This window comes from Aeromonas simiae (assembly GCF_014892695.1).
In the GTDB taxonomy this organism is placed as follows: domain Bacteria; phylum Pseudomonadota; class Gammaproteobacteria; order Enterobacterales; family Aeromonadaceae; genus Aeromonas; species Aeromonas simiae.
Genome location: NZ_CP040449.1, coordinates 1,316,882 through 1,332,370, shown reverse-complemented (window position 1 = coordinate 1,332,370; position 15,489 = coordinate 1,316,882). Strand labels below are relative to the sequence as shown.

15 protein-coding genes are annotated in these 15,489 nt (G+C 60.6%); 4 read left to right on the top strand and 11 right to left on the bottom strand.

The features are described from left to right. Nucleotides 1–42: 42 nt before the first annotated feature. A complete protein-coding gene (locus FE240_RS06315) occupies nt 43–696 on the bottom strand; it encodes a TetR/AcrR family transcriptional regulator (protein WP_042045633.1) in 654 nt (217 codons plus the stop codon). Between the two features lie 233 nt (nt 697–929). Beyond that, nucleotides 930–1,802 (bottom strand): LysR family transcriptional regulator, encoded by an 873-nt coding sequence (locus tag FE240_RS06310; protein WP_193003825.1) that lies wholly within the window; start codon nt 1,800–1,802, stop codon nt 930–932. A gap of 94 nt (nt 1,803–1,896) precedes the next feature. Between FE240_RS06310 and FE240_RS06305 the strand changes: the two genes are divergently transcribed. Beyond that, nucleotides 1,897–3,108, top strand: a complete 1,212-nt coding sequence (locus tag FE240_RS06305; protein WP_193003824.1) for an MFS transporter — start codon at nt 1,897–1,899, stop codon at nt 3,106–3,108. Here FE240_RS06305 and FE240_RS06300 read toward each other — a convergent pair. The 4 genes from FE240_RS06300 to FE240_RS06285 form a co-directional block, all read right to left on the bottom strand. Beyond that, nucleotides 3,105–3,647 carry a VOC family protein gene (locus tag FE240_RS06300; protein WP_193003823.1) on the bottom strand — a complete coding sequence of 181 codons (543 nt, stop codon included), beginning with the start codon at nt 3,645–3,647 and terminating at the stop codon, nt 3,105–3,107. The two genes, FE240_RS06305 and FE240_RS06300, sit on opposite strands and share 4 nt — an antisense overlap. 3 nt (nt 3,648–3,650) lie before the next feature. Beyond that, nucleotides 3,651–4,418, bottom strand: coding sequence for a DNA repair protein (locus FE240_RS06295; protein WP_193003822.1), 768 nt, complete (start codon nt 4,416–4,418; stop codon nt 3,651–3,653). A 108-nt stretch (nt 4,419–4,526) separates the two neighbouring features. After that, nucleotides 4,527–5,252, bottom strand: a complete 726-nt coding sequence (gene nfsA, locus FE240_RS06290) for an oxygen-insensitive NADPH nitroreductase (RefSeq protein WP_193003821.1) — start codon at nt 5,250–5,252, stop codon at nt 4,527–4,529. Nucleotides 5,253–5,411: 159 nt separating this feature from the next. Then, complete coding sequence (locus FE240_RS06285) at nt 5,412–7,409, bottom strand: putative bifunctional diguanylate cyclase/phosphodiesterase (RefSeq protein ID WP_226799024.1); 1,998 nt, start codon at nt 7,407–7,409, stop codon at nt 5,412–5,414. A 573-nt stretch (nt 7,410–7,982) separates the two neighbouring features. On the opposite strand from FE240_RS06285, the gene FE240_RS06280 reads away from it, so the two are divergent. The 3 genes from FE240_RS06280 to FE240_RS06270 all read left to right on the top strand — a co-directional run bounded on the left by FE240_RS06280 (nt 7,983) and on the right by FE240_RS06270 (nt 10,366). Then, on the top strand, nt 7,983–8,876 hold the full coding sequence (locus FE240_RS06280; RefSeq protein ID WP_193003820.1) for a LysR family transcriptional regulator: 894 nt from the start codon (nt 7,983–7,985) through the stop codon (nt 8,874–8,876). Nucleotides 8,877–8,942: 66 nt separating this feature from the next. Continuing rightward, nucleotides 8,943–9,932 carry a response regulator gene (locus FE240_RS06275; protein WP_193003819.1) on the top strand — a complete coding sequence of 330 codons (990 nt, stop codon included), beginning with the start codon at nt 8,943–8,945 and terminating at the stop codon, nt 9,930–9,932. Nucleotides 9,933–9,940: 8 nt separating this feature from the next. Next, complete coding sequence (locus FE240_RS06270; RefSeq protein WP_193003818.1) at nt 9,941–10,366, top strand: PAS domain-containing protein; 426 nt, start codon at nt 9,941–9,943, stop codon at nt 10,364–10,366. Nucleotides 10,367–10,414: 48 nt separating this feature from the next. On the opposite strand, the gene ltaE is transcribed toward FE240_RS06270, so the two are convergent. From ltaE to hppD, 5 genes are all read right to left on the bottom strand, one after another. Continuing rightward, entirely contained in the window at nt 10,415–11,428 is a 1,014-nt protein-coding gene (gene ltaE, locus FE240_RS06265) for a low-specificity L-threonine aldolase (RefSeq protein ID WP_193003817.1), read from the bottom strand. A 104-nt stretch (nt 11,429–11,532) separates the two neighbouring features. Then, nucleotides 11,533–12,168, bottom strand: a complete 636-nt coding sequence (gene maiA / locus FE240_RS06260; RefSeq protein ID WP_193003816.1) for a maleylacetoacetate isomerase — start codon at nt 12,166–12,168, stop codon at nt 11,533–11,535. 23 nt (nt 12,169–12,191) lie between these two features. Then, nucleotides 12,192–13,181, bottom strand: a complete 990-nt coding sequence (locus tag FE240_RS06255; RefSeq protein ID WP_193003815.1) for a fumarylacetoacetate hydrolase family protein — start codon at nt 13,179–13,181, stop codon at nt 12,192–12,194. Continuing rightward, complete coding sequence (locus FE240_RS06250; RefSeq protein ID WP_193003814.1) at nt 13,182–14,327, bottom strand: homogentisate 1,2-dioxygenase; 1,146 nt, start codon at nt 14,325–14,327, stop codon at nt 13,182–13,184. It lies immediately after the preceding gene. Further along, a complete protein-coding gene (hppD, locus tag FE240_RS06245) occupies nt 14,320–15,423 on the bottom strand; it encodes a 4-hydroxyphenylpyruvate dioxygenase (RefSeq protein ID WP_193003813.1) in 1,104 nt (367 codons plus the stop codon). Before hppD ends, FE240_RS06250 begins: the two co-directional genes overlap by 8 nt. Between the last annotated feature and the right edge of the window lie 66 nt (nt 15,424–15,489).

Here is a 15,489-nt window from a genome sequence, read left to right as displayed (position 1 = left end):
TTCCTTTTACGTTCACAGTTCCGTTGATGCTTGTTGTGGTTGTTAGCCGGCCAGCGAAAGCCGGGTCGGATTGACTGGCGCACCGACACCGGACGCCAGGTAGGGGATCACGTTACGCACCAGCCCCTCGACATCGAGCTGCTGGCCAAAATCGGCCTGCGCGATATCGCGCAGGGCATCGGCCGAGGCCATGGTGAACACGACGGTGCCGAGGGTGAAGTGCAAGCGCCAGAAGAGATCGGCTGGAGAGAGGGCCGGATTGGCCCGGGAGATGGCCTGAGTAATGTGACCGAGCACCTCGCCATACTCGCTGGTGATAAAGCGCCGCAGGTGGCCCTGACTATCGATATAACCGCGACCCAACAGTTGCATGAACAGGGCCGGGCCGTTGCTGCGCACCTCGGTCAGGGACATCAACGGCTCGACAAACGACTCAAACACCGCGAGCAGGGTGATCTCCTCTTGCTGCTGCAGGGCATCAAGCTGGGCATCCAGGCGCGGCATGAAGAGGCTGAGATAGCGATCCAGTACCGCCTGGATCAGCTCCTTTTTCGAGCCAAAGTGGTAGTTGACCGACGCTAGATTGACATCGGCCTCACCCGTGATGAGGCGCAGGGAGGTATCGGCGAAACCGCGCTCGGCGAAGAGCACTTCGGCGGCATCCAGAATACGGTTCTTGGTGTCGGTCTTGGTCACGAAAACGCCCTCTTAAACGAATGTTTAAAAAGTACGTTTCACCCCCAGCAATGTCAATAGCATGTTAATGAGATTGCAAAACTGTTTTCGTGGATTGTGATGTATGAAGTGAAATGTTTTTTTGAACTTTCACCACAGGGGGCAGTCTATATCTATGCCACTGCAATTAAGCATTAGTCTTTGCCCAACATTCCCTGTGTAAGTTGGGCATTTTTTTGTCCGCAATTTCCCCTTCACCCCTTCTGCTCAAGCAGAAAGTCGCGCAGTGCCCGGTTGGCCCGCGACAGAGGGTCTTCCCGCCGCCACGCCACGCAAAGATCCAGATGAATGGGCGGTGAAAAGGGCACCGCATAGAGATCGGCATCCTCCTCTATCGCCATGCGCAGCAAGGTCGTCACCGCAAACCCCTGGCGCACCACCGCCTTGTGCAGCGGGATAAGATTGCTCTCAAAGGCGATGCGCGGGGTAATACCGGCCTCGGCGGCCAACTGATCCATGTACTCCCTGTGATAAAAACCGTGACGAAACAGGGCCAGCTCCTCGGCGAAGAACTCCGGCAAGCTGATGGCGCTGCGCCCGCGCCAGGGGTGATCTTCTCCCACCACGGCCACCATCTCCTCGCGCACCAGCCGCTCCCCCACCAGCTCGGCCGGCAGATCAGAGGCAATAAGAATGGCCAGATCGAGCTCCCCTTGCGCCATCCTGGCCAGCAGGGCCCGGGTCCCCGCCTCTTCCACCTGGATCCGCAGCCCCGGATAGCGATGCTTGAACGCCATCAAAATTGGGGGAAAAAAATAGGAGCCCAGCATAAAGGGAATGCCGATGCGTACCTCGCCGCTGACCAAAGAGCGTAGCTCCGCCATCTCCTGCTCGGCCCGCTCGGCCTGTAACAACAGACGCCGAGCATGGCCGAGCAGCACCTCACCTTCCGCCGTGATGCGCACCCGCCGCTCCTGGCGCTCAAACAACTTAAGCTCGAGTCGCTGCTCAAGCCTGGCAATCGCCATGCTGACCGCCGACTGGGCCACATGATGACGCCGGGCCGCAGCAGTAAAGGAGCCGGTCTCGGCCACGGCAACCAGATAAGCGAGCTGGCGCAGATCCATCTATCACCTCAAGTGATGCGTTTGATAATTTAAATATATTATCTTTATGTATGGCTGCTCCACTACTCTCTCCCCATTACATGGGAGTGCCGTCATGCTCGAACTCGGAAGTCGCCCCTGGTGGCGCGCCACCCTGGCCCTCGGCCTCGGCTCATTTCTGGTCTTTCTCAATCTCTATCAGGCCCACCCCCTGCTGCCTTTGCTCACCGATCAGTTCGGCGTCTCGGCCTTGATGGCCGGCGGCGCCCTCTCGGCCTGCACAGCCGGGTTGGCCGTTGGCCTGCTACCGGCTGCGCGGCTGGCCGATCGCCTAGGGCGGCGCCACGTCATGCTCGGAGGTCTGCTTGGCGCCATCCTTTTTTCTCCCCTTGTCGCCCTGTGCAGTCACTTCGAGGCGCTACTACTGCTGCGCTTTATGCAGGGGTTGCTGCTGGCAGGACTGCCGGCCACGGCGATCGCCTATATGGGGGAGGAGTTCAGTAAGCGGGGATTGATGAGCGCGGTCGGCATCTACATCGCCGCCAATTCCCTCGGCGGTATTGCAGGAAGAGTGGTCGCCGGTCTGTTTGCCGGCTGGCAAGGAAACTGGCAGGCCGCATTCTGGGGGATTGGGCTGCTCAGCCTGCTGCTGCTGCCGCTGGTCATGTGGCTGTTGCCAAGGCAACAGGGATTTGTCCCCAGTCAGCCTCGGCGCGGCGAGCTAGTCAGTGCGCTGCGGCGGCACCTTGGCTCCCCGCTGCTGGTCGGCGCCTATCTTATCGGTGGGATCAACTTCATGGTCTTCCTAAACCAGTTCAGTTACCTCACCTTCTTGCTGAGCCATGCCCCCTTCTCACTGCCGGCCCAGTGGCTGGGGTTGCTGTTTCTCACCTATCTACCGGGCACCCTCGCCTCTTCCTTGAGCGGACGAGTGGGGCAACGACTGGGCACGGCCCACGCCATGACCCTCGGCATCCTCATCATGATGGGCGGCGCCCTGCTGCTGCTCGGTGGCACGCTGATGACGATCCTGAGCGGGCTGATGGTCGCAAGTTTTGGGTTTTTCCTGACCCACGCCAGCGCCAGCAGCTGGGTCGGCCAGCATGTGCAAAGCCACAGAGCGATCGCCTCGTCCCTTTACCTCATCGCCTACTATCTGGGCGCCAGCGTCGGCGGCGCCTACCTGCACCCCTTCTGGGAGGCAGGAAAAGTCACGGGGATGGTAATAGGAGTCTTGCTTGGGTTGCTCACTACCATGGCCATTAGCCTCTGGCTGGGCCGAAGTGAACACCCGAGGCGAGCTGGCCCACGATGTTGTCAGCGCTAAGGCTGATGCCAGTAGTCGGCAGGCACGGGCGTCACCGCCACCGTCGCTTTTTCCTCAGCGATCACTGCCTCAAGGGGGCGTAAATGAAACTTCACCTGACCCCCGACAAGCGGTAGCGACACGTCGGGGTTGCGGCCATCAAACTGGTTTTCGGTGCGAAATGCCAACTGAGGATGCGCCGCGACCAGGGCGCTCAGCGAAGGCACCACCAACTCGATATGCTCAAGCCCGGCCTGATGGCTGCGCCCCAGTTTGGGAGCGGCCAACTCGATGCAGGGCACCCCATGCCGTGCCAGCTGCACCGGCTGGTGATAGCGAAAGGTGGCGATCGGCCTTCCCCCTATCATCCCCTCGACCAGCAGCTCGCCGGCCTGGGCCAGCGCTGTGCGCAAGCGCAGATACTCCTCCCGGCTGGCGGCGCGGTAACAGAGGTGATCGACAGGATGGGAGGTATCGATCCCCAGTTCAGTCAGCTGATCAAGCAGCGAAGAAACAAAAGGGGCCTGCGGCCCCAGTAGTGTGTCCAGCGGGTGAACCATGAATTACCACTTCTTCTTGGGTTGAAACAACATGTCCAGCTCGTCGGCTTCCTTGTCCTTGATATTTTGCAGCTCTTTCTGGCTCTCGCTTTGCAGCCGATGATCGAGTTCAGCCAGCCCCTGGCGCAGATCCTCTTCGCGGGCGATGAGGTAGGCATCCTTGTCGCTCACGTTGCCAAGCACCGCCAGTCCCTTAGCAAGCAGCTGCCGGCAAGAGCCAAACTGTTTGCTGTTCATCGCCTCACGGGCCCGCTGCAACAGGTTGGCAATGTTGACTTTGAGCAGCATCAACTCAAGGCGGCGATCCTCATGGGCAAAGCCCTGTGGATCGATCTTCCCCTTGTTGTGCTCCACCCGCAAGACGGCCCGCATCTTCTTGATGGTCTGCAACATCTGGATCGCCTGGCGATCCGACTCGGGGGGACGGAAACTGCCGTCATCGGGTGAGCGGTAATTCTCCTGAACGCTGGCGATCTGCGCCTGGGCATCTTGGATACGCTGCTTGATCTGGACATGCCCTGGCGAAGCCTGGGCGATGGCACGATAGGCATCGAGGATGCGGTGTTGCAGGATCAGTACCAGTGATTTGGAAAAAGGCAGCAAATTGACATTGAGCAGCACCGCCTCGGCCTCGTCGGCAATCGCCTTGTAGCGTGCCACGGTGGCGCGCCGATCAGATGCCACTTTTTGCTTGTACTGCTGCATCACGTTATAGGCGATCACTAAAAACAGCAGCGCGCCTATCGACAGCAGCACCAAGGTCAAAATCATGGCATCCCTCGCTCAATTTAAGCCCAGTCGTGTGATCCTACATCAAGCAGCAACCTTGTGACAGCCTGCCTGTTGCTATGCATCGGCATCAATAGAGGCTTTCTGAAGCTACTTGAGTAAAAAACCCTGCCGCTGCAACGCCGCCAACATGAAGGGACGGGCCTCTTTGCCGAGGATGGCGCGGATTTGGCCACTCCAGGTCACGCTCTTTTGATTGCTGCTGCGCCCTTGATAGTAGCTGTGCATGGTGTCGTCATAGGCCGCCAGCAACGTACTATCCACCTCTGCCGGATAGTGGTTCTCATGCACCACCAGCGCACGCGGCAAGCGTGGCTTGCGCTCCGGGATCTGGGCCGGGTGGCCAAGACACAGCCCAAACAGCGGAAAGACGCCAACAGGCAGGGAGAGCGCCTCCACCACCTTATCGGGGTGGTTGCGCAGCCCGCCGATGTAAACACCGCCCAGCCCCATCGATTCGGCCGCCAACAGGGCGTTTTGCGCCATCAGCGCCCCATCGATGGCCCCGATCAGCAGTTGTTCGGTAAAGCCAGTCATGGCATCGGGGGCCACCGCCAGATGGCGGCGGTAATCGGCGCAAAAGACCAGGAATTCGGCCGCGTCGGCCACATAGGCCTGCTGGCCCGCATACTCGGCTAACCGCTCGCGCAGCTCGGGCTCCGTAACACGGATGATGCTGTTGGCCTGCAAAAAACTGGAGCTGGAGGCCGCTTGGGCACTGGCCAAAATGGCATCAAGCTGCTCGCCCTTGATGGGCTCAGGAGTGAACGAACGAATGGAGCGATGGTTCAAAATCAGATCGACAACGGAATTCATGGTTCCTCCTTGCGTGGGGAAACCACTCTAAACCAAAAGCCGGGGAAGGCCCAGTCTTCGCGCCGAAGTCACATCCTCGGTTACAGTCTGCCTAGTCGGGCCGCACCAAGGGGTGGCCAAGGCGTAACCATGGCGGGAGCACCGCCACCGCCTTGGGGATTATTGTTTCGCCAGGGTAAAACTGCCGATGCAGCTATCGATGACAAAACCATTCAGCTCGAGATCCGCCGCCGCCATCGGCCTGCTGATGAGATAGCCTTGAATGCGATGACAGCCTTGCCGACGCAGCGCCGTCAGCTCTTCTTCGGTTTCCACCCCTTCGGCGATGAGATCGATCCCCAAGCTCGATGCCATGGCGACGGTGGCGCGGATCACCGGCAGGTTGAACCCAACCACGAAGGAGCGGTCGAGTTTGATCTCGTTAATCGGCAACCGATTGAGGTAAGCCAGCGACGAATAGCCGGTACCAAAGTCATCGATGGAGATGCGGATCCCCAACTGGCCCAACGCCTCCAGCACTTGGCTCGAGCCACGAACATCCAGCATCAGCACCGTCTCGGTCAGCTCCAAGGTGAGCAGGTGGGGGGCGATGGCATGGGCCGCCAACTGCTGCGCCACCCAGTCCGGCAGCTCGGCGGTGATCTGCATGCCCGACAGGTTCACGGCCAGCGGCACCTCAACACCGAGGCGCTCGCGCCACCTTGCCTGCTGGGAGAGCGCGCTGCACAGCACCCAAGCGCCAATCTCACGGATCAGCCCCATCTCCTCGGCCAGTGGGATAAACTCAGCCGGCGATACCTGGCCAAGTACCGGATTGTGCCAACGCAGCAGCGCCTCACAGCTATCGATGATGCCCCGCGCCAGATCCACCTTGGGCTGGTAGACCAACGACAGCTCACCGCGCCCGATGGCCTTGGCCAGAAACTGCTTGAGGGTCAACTTACGGTGCAGCTCCTGCTGCATGCTGGGGGTAAAACGCTGCCACAGGAAACGCCCCATGTGCTTGGCCTGATACATGGCCATGTCGGCTCGGGTGATGAGGTTGTCACCATCATCGGCGTCGTCGGGATAGATGGCGATGCCAATACTGCCACCGATGCTCACCTCAGGCAGGCCACTGAGCACGAATGGCTTGACCATCTGGGACAGCATCTGGTCGGCAAATTGCTCGGCCCGCTCGCTGCCCTGCTGCAAGGGCACCAGGGCAGTAAACTCATCGCCGCCGAGGCGAAATAACTCCACATCGCGCGGGCAAATCTCTTTGAGGCGACTGGCCACCCGCTCTAGCAGGCGATCCCCGGCACGGTGGCCGAAGTTGTCATTGATAAGCTTGAAGTTGTCGAGATCCATAAACAGCATGGCAAAACGGGAGCCCAAGCTGCAATTGATCTCAAGGGATTTCATCAGTCCGTAACGATTGAGCAGGCCGGTCATCGAGTCGTGGCGGGCCAGGTGACGATGTTCGAGCTCCTCAAGCTTGCGATCCGTAATGTCACGCAAAGTCAGCAGGATCTGGCCCTGTTGAGGCACATAGCGAAACTGGTACTGGAACCAGCGCCTCCCCTTGAGGGTATTGCCCTCCCCCTCACAGACCACCTCCTCCTGAGCGCGCAACCGCTGATAGAAGGGCTCATCGGCCCCCCTAAATAGCTGCGCCAACTGGGTGATCTGCGCGCCAAAACAGTGATGGAAATAGCTATTGCCGCTAACCAGCCGTCCCGCGTTATCAAACAGGCAGGCTATCGTGTCCCCCCGCACCATGGCGGCCCCATGATAGAAGCTGTCAGCATCGAGCATCGCCTCACAGATCATCATCATCCTGCCGCTGGTCTCGATACCGGAGAGGCGCAGATAAACCTGCTTTTTGATGCCACGTGGCGAGAGGCTCCACCACTCACTGAAACTGCGGCCGGCCCGGAACTCGTCGAGATAGCGCTGCAACAACAGATCCACCGCGGGGGCCATCTCTTGCGCAAAGTCGCGCTGACGTAGCTCCTCGAGCGAATGGGCCTCCCACAGAGAGAAGGAGGCATGATTGGCCCAGAAGATACGGTGCTGCTGAATGTCATAAATCCAGACGGGGGTGTGCAGCAGATTGAGCGAGGCGAGGCCCCTTTCCTGTAGCGGCATTGGGTGGATCACACGAAACGGTGTCATACGACACATTATGGGTCAGGCCGACATGCCGGGCTCACGCCCTTCGCTGCCGACGGTGGTCACACTCTAGTCTGTCCGATAAAACCAAGAAAAAAGCCCATAGAAGGCCACAAGCTCCCTAGTTCCACCGGTAAAGAGAACGCTATCTCTTTGATATTAATCGGATCAGTAATTAGTAGTTTCATGATTTTTATACTTTTTTTATTTTCACTACAACTATCATGACCACGCACAGGAGGGAATGTGGCCCCTGGTGCGTCCCAGCCGCCAGCCTATCTGGCCGCGATGAGCTCTCCCTCAGTCTCACTCGCGCCACAACGGTTGACATCGTTTAACTATCTGCTGGCACGACAGCGACGTTTCCTTCGTTATCGCTCGTATGACAGAGTATCTTTTCAGCAGATGGCGACTTGTCCCTACATGGGCGGCTTATTCTTGCGCCAGTATCTGGCTCTCGATACCGCGCAGCGTCACCAAGAGACAAAGCAGATCAATGAAAGTGCGCTTAATGGTTGCCAAGCCCGGAGCATCCTCCTAGATTCGGTTCCTTGGTGCATTTGATTGCGGTTGCCCATGAAACACCTCGACGATTTCTATTTATTTGTCAAAGTCATCCAAGAAGGGGGCTTTTCGCATGCGGCGGCGGCACTGGACATGCCCACTGCCACCATCAGCCGACGAATTACCCAGCTTGAGGAACACCTCGGCTATCCATTGCTACAGCGTTCAACCCGCAAGCTGCGTCTTACTGATGAGGGATTGCGCTACTACCAGCGGCTGTGTGGCCCGCTACAGGAGCTGGAGCAGGCTACCGGCGAAATCTGGGGAGAGGGGCAGGATCTCTGCGGCCTCATCAAGATTGCCTCCCCCATCTCGGTCTCCAATACCCTGCTCATCGAGCTGCTGGCCGATTTTAGCCGGGCCTATCCGCGCATCCGCTTCGAGCTGGAGCAGACCAACGACCATCACCGCCTATTCGACGCCGAGTGGGATCTGGTGCTGTTCAACGGCGACCTGCCCAAGCAGGTGCCACATGCCCAGTTGCTGGGCCAGATTGACTATGCCCTGTATGCCTCCCCGCTCTACCTCCAGCAATTCGGTACCCCTAACCACCCCGGCCAGCTCGCTGAGCATGCCCTTATCTACTGCTGGCCTTACTCTAGCTGGCAACTGCGCAAGCGCGATGGAGAGCACGCCGAAGTCGTCCAGCCCGGCCGCTTATCGGTGAATCAGTCACCCGCCGCAGTACTGGCAGCCTGTAATCACCTCGGCATCGTCAATGTGCCGCGCCACTCGGCCATGCCCCAACTGCGCAGCGGACAGCTAGTGCCAGTACTGCCCGACTGGCAGGCCGGCCAGCGTGACTTCCAGTTGCTGGTCAATAACCCGGCCTTCATCCCGCTGCGGGTCACCCTGCTGGTCGATTTCATCAAGCGCCACCTGCAACAATACAGCACAGCCCAGTGAGCCGAGGTTGCAGCGACCTCGCCACTGGCCACACTATAGGAACATGTCAGGCTGCCAGGGATAATCATGAACGTATTGATCTGCGACGATTCTGCCTTTGCCCGTAAGCAGTTGGCCCGCGCCCTGCCCGCCGGCTGGCCGGTGACTCTGCACCAGGCGACCAATGGCCTAGAGGGGGTGGAGCAGGTGCTGATGGGCCACGGGGATCTGCTGTTTCTCGATCTCACCATGCCCGAACTCGATGGTTACGGCGTCCTTGAAACCCTCAAGCGCGAGGGGATCCGCAGCAAGGTGATCGTGGTCTCGGGAGATATCCAGCCCGAGGCATACCAGAAGGTGATGAGCCTTGGCGCCATCGACTTCATTAAAAAACCGGCCAGCGGCGAGCAGATCGTCGCCCTGCTCGAGCGCCACGGCCTGTGGCGCACCGATGAGGCCCGCACTGACGTGGCCCCCACCATGGCGCTGACGGTCGAGGCGCGCGATGTCTATCAGGAGCTGGCCAACGTGGCCATGGGCCAGGCGGCGGATCTGCTGGCCCGCCTGCTCGATGCCTTTGTCGTGCTGCCCATCCCCAACGTCAACGTGCTTGAGGTTTCCGAGCTGCACATGGCCCTCAACGCTGCCGCCAAGCAAGAGACCCTGTCGGCGGTGTGCCAAGGCTTTATCGGTGCCGGCATCGCCGGGGAGGCGCTGCTGCTGTTCCACGACTCGAGCTTTGCCGATCTGGCCCGGCTGATGAAGTTTGAAGGGGAGCTCGACCGACGTGCCGAGCTCGAGCTGCTGATGGACACCGCCAACGTGCTGATCGGCGCCTTTTTGCGCGGCTATGCCAACCAGCTCGATACCCCCTTTAGCCAGGGGCACCCGGTGGTTCTTGGCCAGCACAGGCCCATCGAGGCGTTGATCCAGACCAACCAGAGCCGCTGGCGGCGTACCCTGGCCATCGAGATCAACTACCGGGTGGATGGATATGCGGTGCAGTGTGACCTGCTGCTGCTGTTTACCGAAGATTCGATTGCCACCATGAACAACAAGATCATGCACATGCTGTAGGAGTACTCATGGAGATCCGGGAGTTTCACTGGTTGATGAACATAATCCAGAATCTGGACGTCGGGCTGGTGATCCTCGACACCGACTACCGCATCCGGGTATGGAATGGCTTCATGGAGAGCCACAGCGGTCGCCTCACCCATGAGGTACAGGGGGGCTCGCTCTTTGAGTTGTTCCCCGAGGTCGACCGCAAGTGGTTCGAGCGCAAAGCCAACATGGTGTTCAAGCTCAACAACCGCGCCTTCAGCACCTGGGAGCAAAAACCCTATCTGCTGCGTTTTTCCAATTACCGCCCCATCACAGGCGCGGCGCCGCACATGTACCAAAATCTCACCCTGGTGCCGCTCGCCGACTTCAATGGCGAGGTGACCCATATCGCCATCATGATCTACGACGTCACCGACGAGGCCATGCTAGCTAGCGGCAAACAGTAAGGGCGCCTCTGGCGCCCTCTTCGTTTCTGCACGTTGCCGCCGGCTGGCTCAACGCTCCAGCATCAGCTCGGTGAAGGCGTCGATCACCTCCTCCACATCGTCATCGCTCACCTGTAAATGGGTGACCAGGCGCAGCATCCCGTAACCGGAGCAGAGGATGCCGCGCTCTTTCATGAACTGGGTGACCTCAGCCAGATCGCGCCCCGCTATGGTCAGAAACAGCATATTGGTCTCGGCGCTGGCCACCTCGATGCCGGGCAAGGCTCCCAGCCCCTCGGCCAGACGGGCGGTACGGCGGTGATCGTCTGCCAACCGCTCCACATGATGCTCGAGGGCAAACTGACCGGCCGCCGCCAGCACGCCAGCCTGGCGCATGCCCCCTCCGAGCATCTTGCGCAGGCGCCGGGCGCGCACAATCAGAGCGCGAGAGCCCACCAGCAGCGATCCCACCGGTGCCCCCAACCCCTTGGAGAGACAGACCGAGATGCTATCAAAATGGGCCGCGATGTCGCGAGCCGGGACCCCACTTGCCACGGCGGCGTTGAACAAGCGGGCCCCATCGAGGTGCATGGCCAGTCCAGCCCCGCGCGCCCACAGCGACACCTCGGCCAAGTAATCAAGCGGCAGCACCCGGCCGTTGTGGCTGTTCTCAAGGCAGACCAGACGGGCCTGGGCAAAATGGGCATCATCGGGCGCCACCGCTGCCTGCAACGCCGACAGTGGCAAGATGCCGTCGGCCTGCATCGGGATGGCATTGAGCACCACAGATCCCAGCACGGCGCTACCGCCCGCCTCATAGCGATAAATATGGGCGTGATCCCCCACCAACGCCGCCTCCCCGCGTTGGCAGTGACTCATCACCCCCAACAAGTTGGACATGGTGCCGCTTGGCACAAACAGGGCGGCCTCCTTGCCGAGCAGATCGGCGATAAACGCCTCAAGCCGGTTGACGCACGGATCCTCCCCGTACACATCGTCGCCCACCTGGGCATGCAGCATCACCTGACGCATGTCATCGCTGGGCTGGGTCACCGTATCACTTCGCAGATCAATAAAACGCATAGATCCCTCCTTGCTGACCCGACGTTACAAAGCCCTCGCAGGGCAGGCAAGTCATGGTTGACGGGAATGTGAGATAAGTGGCGAGGCGGTGGCCCCGCCCGAGGTTACGAGGCGTCGCTCTGGCGCTCGGGCGCCGCGTCGGCGAAGGCCTGCAACGCCATGCAGCGATCATGGATGCGACACAGGGTGGGGTAGTCAGACAAGTCCATGTTATAGCGGCGAGCGTTATAGACCTGTGGCACTAGCATGCAGTCGGCCAGGGTCACCTCGTTGCCGACACAGTAGACGCCGGAGCTGGAAGCCAGCAACTGCTCAAGGGCCCAGAAGGTCTCGCGGATCCAGTGGTGATACCAGCTTTCCCGCTGCACCTCGCGCACCCCGAACTCGCTCTCTAAGTAGTTCAACACCCGCAGGTTGTTGAGGGGGTGCACGTCGCAGGCGATCATGTCGACAATCTGGCGCACTCTGGCGCGCTCCTGAGGGGATGAAGGAAGCAGCGGATAGGCAGGATAGGTCTCGTCGAGGTACTCCATGATGGCGACCGACTGACCAATTCCCCACTCGCCATCGACCAGAAACGGCACCAGTCCCTGGGGGTTGAGCCGGCGATAAGCCTTCTCTTTTTGTTCACCGCCGCGCAGATTGACCGCGACCTGCTCGTAGGCAATCCCCTTGAGACCCAGCACAATGCGCACCCGAAAGGTGGCCGACGACCGCCAATATCCATACAGCTTCAGCATAGTGTTCCCCACAGTGGTACTCCCTAACGCGGCGGGCAGGCCATGACCTCCTGCTCGATACGGCCAAAGAGCGGCTGGCCGGCCCGATCGCGCATCATGATGGTCACTCTATCACCAAAGCGCAAAAAGGGAGTAGAAGCTGCGCCGCAATCCATGATCTCAAGCATCCTTCGCTCCGCTAAGCAGGATGAGCCGGCGCTGCGATCATAGTTAGAGACGGTACCGGAGCCGATAATAGTGCCCGCCCCGAGTGGCCGGGTACGGGCGGCATGGGCAATCAGGGTGGGAAAATTGAAGGTCATGTCGCAGCCTGCATCGGGGGCGCCAAACAGGGCGCCATTGAGCCAGGTTTCGAGCTTCAGATGCACCTTGCCCCCCTGCCAGGCATCACCCAGCTCATCCGGGGTGACCGCCAGCGGAGAAAAGGCGCTCGACGGCTTGGACTGAAAAAAACCAAACCCCTTGGCCAGCTCCCCCGGGATCAGATTTCTCAGGCTCACGTCATTGACCAGCATCAGCAGCTTAATGTGATCCAGCGCCGCGGCCTCGCTCACTCCCATGGGGACGTCGTCGGTAATGACCGCCACCTCGGACTCAAAATCGATGCCCCACCCCTCATCCGCCATCCGGATCGGATCGCGCGGGGCGATAAAGCTGTCACTCCCCCCCTGATAAATGAGTGGCTCGTGCCAGAAATGCTCGGGCATCTCGGCGCCGCGCGCCTTACGCACTAGCTCGACGTGGTTGACGTAGGCGCTGCCATCGGCCCACTGATAGGCGCGCGGCAGGGGCGAGAGGCAGGCGGCCTCATCAAACGGGAAGGCCTCGGCCTGCACGCCGTCGCACAAATCGCGATAGACCTGTGCCAGGCGCGGGGCCAGGCTCGCCCACTCGTCGAGCGCCGCCTGCAAGGTCGACGCGAGATGGCCCACCCGGCAGGCGCGGGTCAGATCCCGGCTCACCACCACCAGCTCGCCGTCGCGGCGACCATTTCTCAATGTGGCCAGTTTCATTTACTGCTCCTTACTCTGGCGCTGCCAGCTGTTGACATATTCCCGCACCTCAACGGCCTCGCACACCGGCCCCAGAGTGAGTGCGTCGCGACAATCGAGCATCACCGCCACCTCGTCGGTGACGGTCTTGGCGTGGGCCTGCCCGGCGGCAAACGCCTTGGGGTGCGGCCCGTGGGTAAAACCGGCCGGGTGGAGAGTGAGCATGCCGCGCTCGATGTTATCGCGGCTGAAAAACGCCCCGGCGTGGTAGAACAGCACCTCGTCGTAGTCGTCGTTGTTGTGGTAGAAGGGCACCCTAAGGGCCCCCGGATCGCTCTCGATGGGGCGCGGCACGAAGGTGCAGACCACAAAACGGCTCGCCACGAAGGTGGTGTGGGCCGAAGGGGGCAGGTGATAGCGGTGGCTCATCAGAGGGCGGATATCGCGCCAGTTGAGCCTGACCACACACAGATCCCCGTGCCAGCCGATGGCATCGAGGGGGTTGAACGGCCAGGTGACGACCGACACCTGGTTGTGGCGTTTTATCTGCAATGACCAGGGCGTTTCATCCTGTTGGGCGAGAAAGCGCTCATCGATGGCCGGCACCTCGAGCACAGCCGGATCGAAGATGGCGTGGTTGCCCACCAGCCCCCGCTCCGGCAACTGGAAGCTGTCGTTGGTCGCCTCGATCAGCAGCACAAACAGGGGCGCGCTCGGCTCAATGCGCCACATGGTGCCGCGCGGGATGAGCAGGTAATCCCCCTGACTGAAGCTAAGATGGCCGTAGTCACAAAACAGCTCCCCTGCCCCTTCGTGGATGAACAGCAGCTCGTCCCCGTCGGCATTGCGCACCAGACACGGCATAGGCTCGTGCAAGCGCCAGATGCGGTAACGGCAGTGGGCGTTAAAGAGCAGATCGGGCACCACCCAGGGAGAGGGGCTGCTCACTTCTTCACCGAGCGCGTTGAGGTTGAGCAGATGGGGGCGCAGTGGCCCCTCCCAGCCAATCCAGTCGGTCGGAGGATGGCGGTGATGAAGATGGGAGGCGGGGCCGAAGAAGCCGGCTCGCCCCAGCTCCCGCTCGTAGATGGCCCCTTCCGGAAGATCGGCGTGGGCCTGCCGTGAACTGATCCCCTCACGGTGGGGGAAGCTTATCCATTTACGCATGACGCAGTACCCCGCGACGGATCTGATCTTGTTCAATCGATTCGAACAGGGCCTGGAAGTTGCCCTCCCCAAACCCCTCGTTGCCCTTGCGCTGGATGATCTCGAAAAAGACCGGGCCGATGACGGTGTCGGTGAAAATTTGCAGCAATATCCCCTCCTTGGTGGGGGCCCCGTCGATGAGGATGCGCAGCTCGCGCAGCGCATCGAGCGGCTCCCCATGGCCGGGCACCCGCTCGTCCACCTTCTCGTAGTAAGTATCAGGGGTTGCCATGAAGCCGGTCCCCCGGCTACGCAGGGTGCGAACTGTGTGGTAGATGTCGCCGGTCGCGAGGGCGATGTGCTGGATCCCCTCCCCCTTGTACTGGCGCAGGTACTCCTCAATTTGTGACTTGTCGTCTGCCGACTCGTTGATGGGGATGCGGATCTTGCCGCACGGGGCGGTCATGGCGCGCGAGTGCAGGCCGGTCAGCTTGCCCTCGATGTCGAAGTAGCGGATCTCGCGAAAGTTGCCGATGCGCTCATAGAAGTGGGCCCACACATCCATGTTGCCGCGATAGACGTTGTGGGTCAGGTGATCGATCTCGGTCAGCCCCGCGTCCACCGACCCCATGCGCTCCTGCCAGTCCGGGTAGAAAAGAAAATCCACCTCATAGATGGAGCCGCGCTCCCCGTAGCGATCGACAAAGGCCAGGGTGCTCTCGCCGATGCCGTAGATGGCCGGGATGTTGAGCTCCATCGGCCCTATCTTGCCGACAAACGGCTTGGCCCCCTGAGCTAGGGCGTGCTGCTGCGCCAAGCCGGCATCGACCACCCGAAACGCCATACCGCACACGCTCGGGCCGTGCTGCGCGGCGAACGCCTCAGCTTGGGAATGGGGCTCGGCGTTGATGATGAAGTTGATCGCCCCCTGGCGATAGAGCCAGCACAGCTTGTGGCGATGCTTGGCCACCTCGGCAAAGCCAAGGGAGGCAAACAGGCTCTTGAGCGCCGCGATGCCGGCTGCGGTAGGGGCCGTGAACTCGACGTATTCGAAGCCGTCGGTGCCGAGGGGGTTGCGGATCACCGGCTGGTGCTGGGGAGAGGCGGCATGACGCATGGGAGGCTCCTTTTTCGACAAATGTTATCCATTTGTTTCATTTAGGCGCGAGGGGGCGGGAAAAGA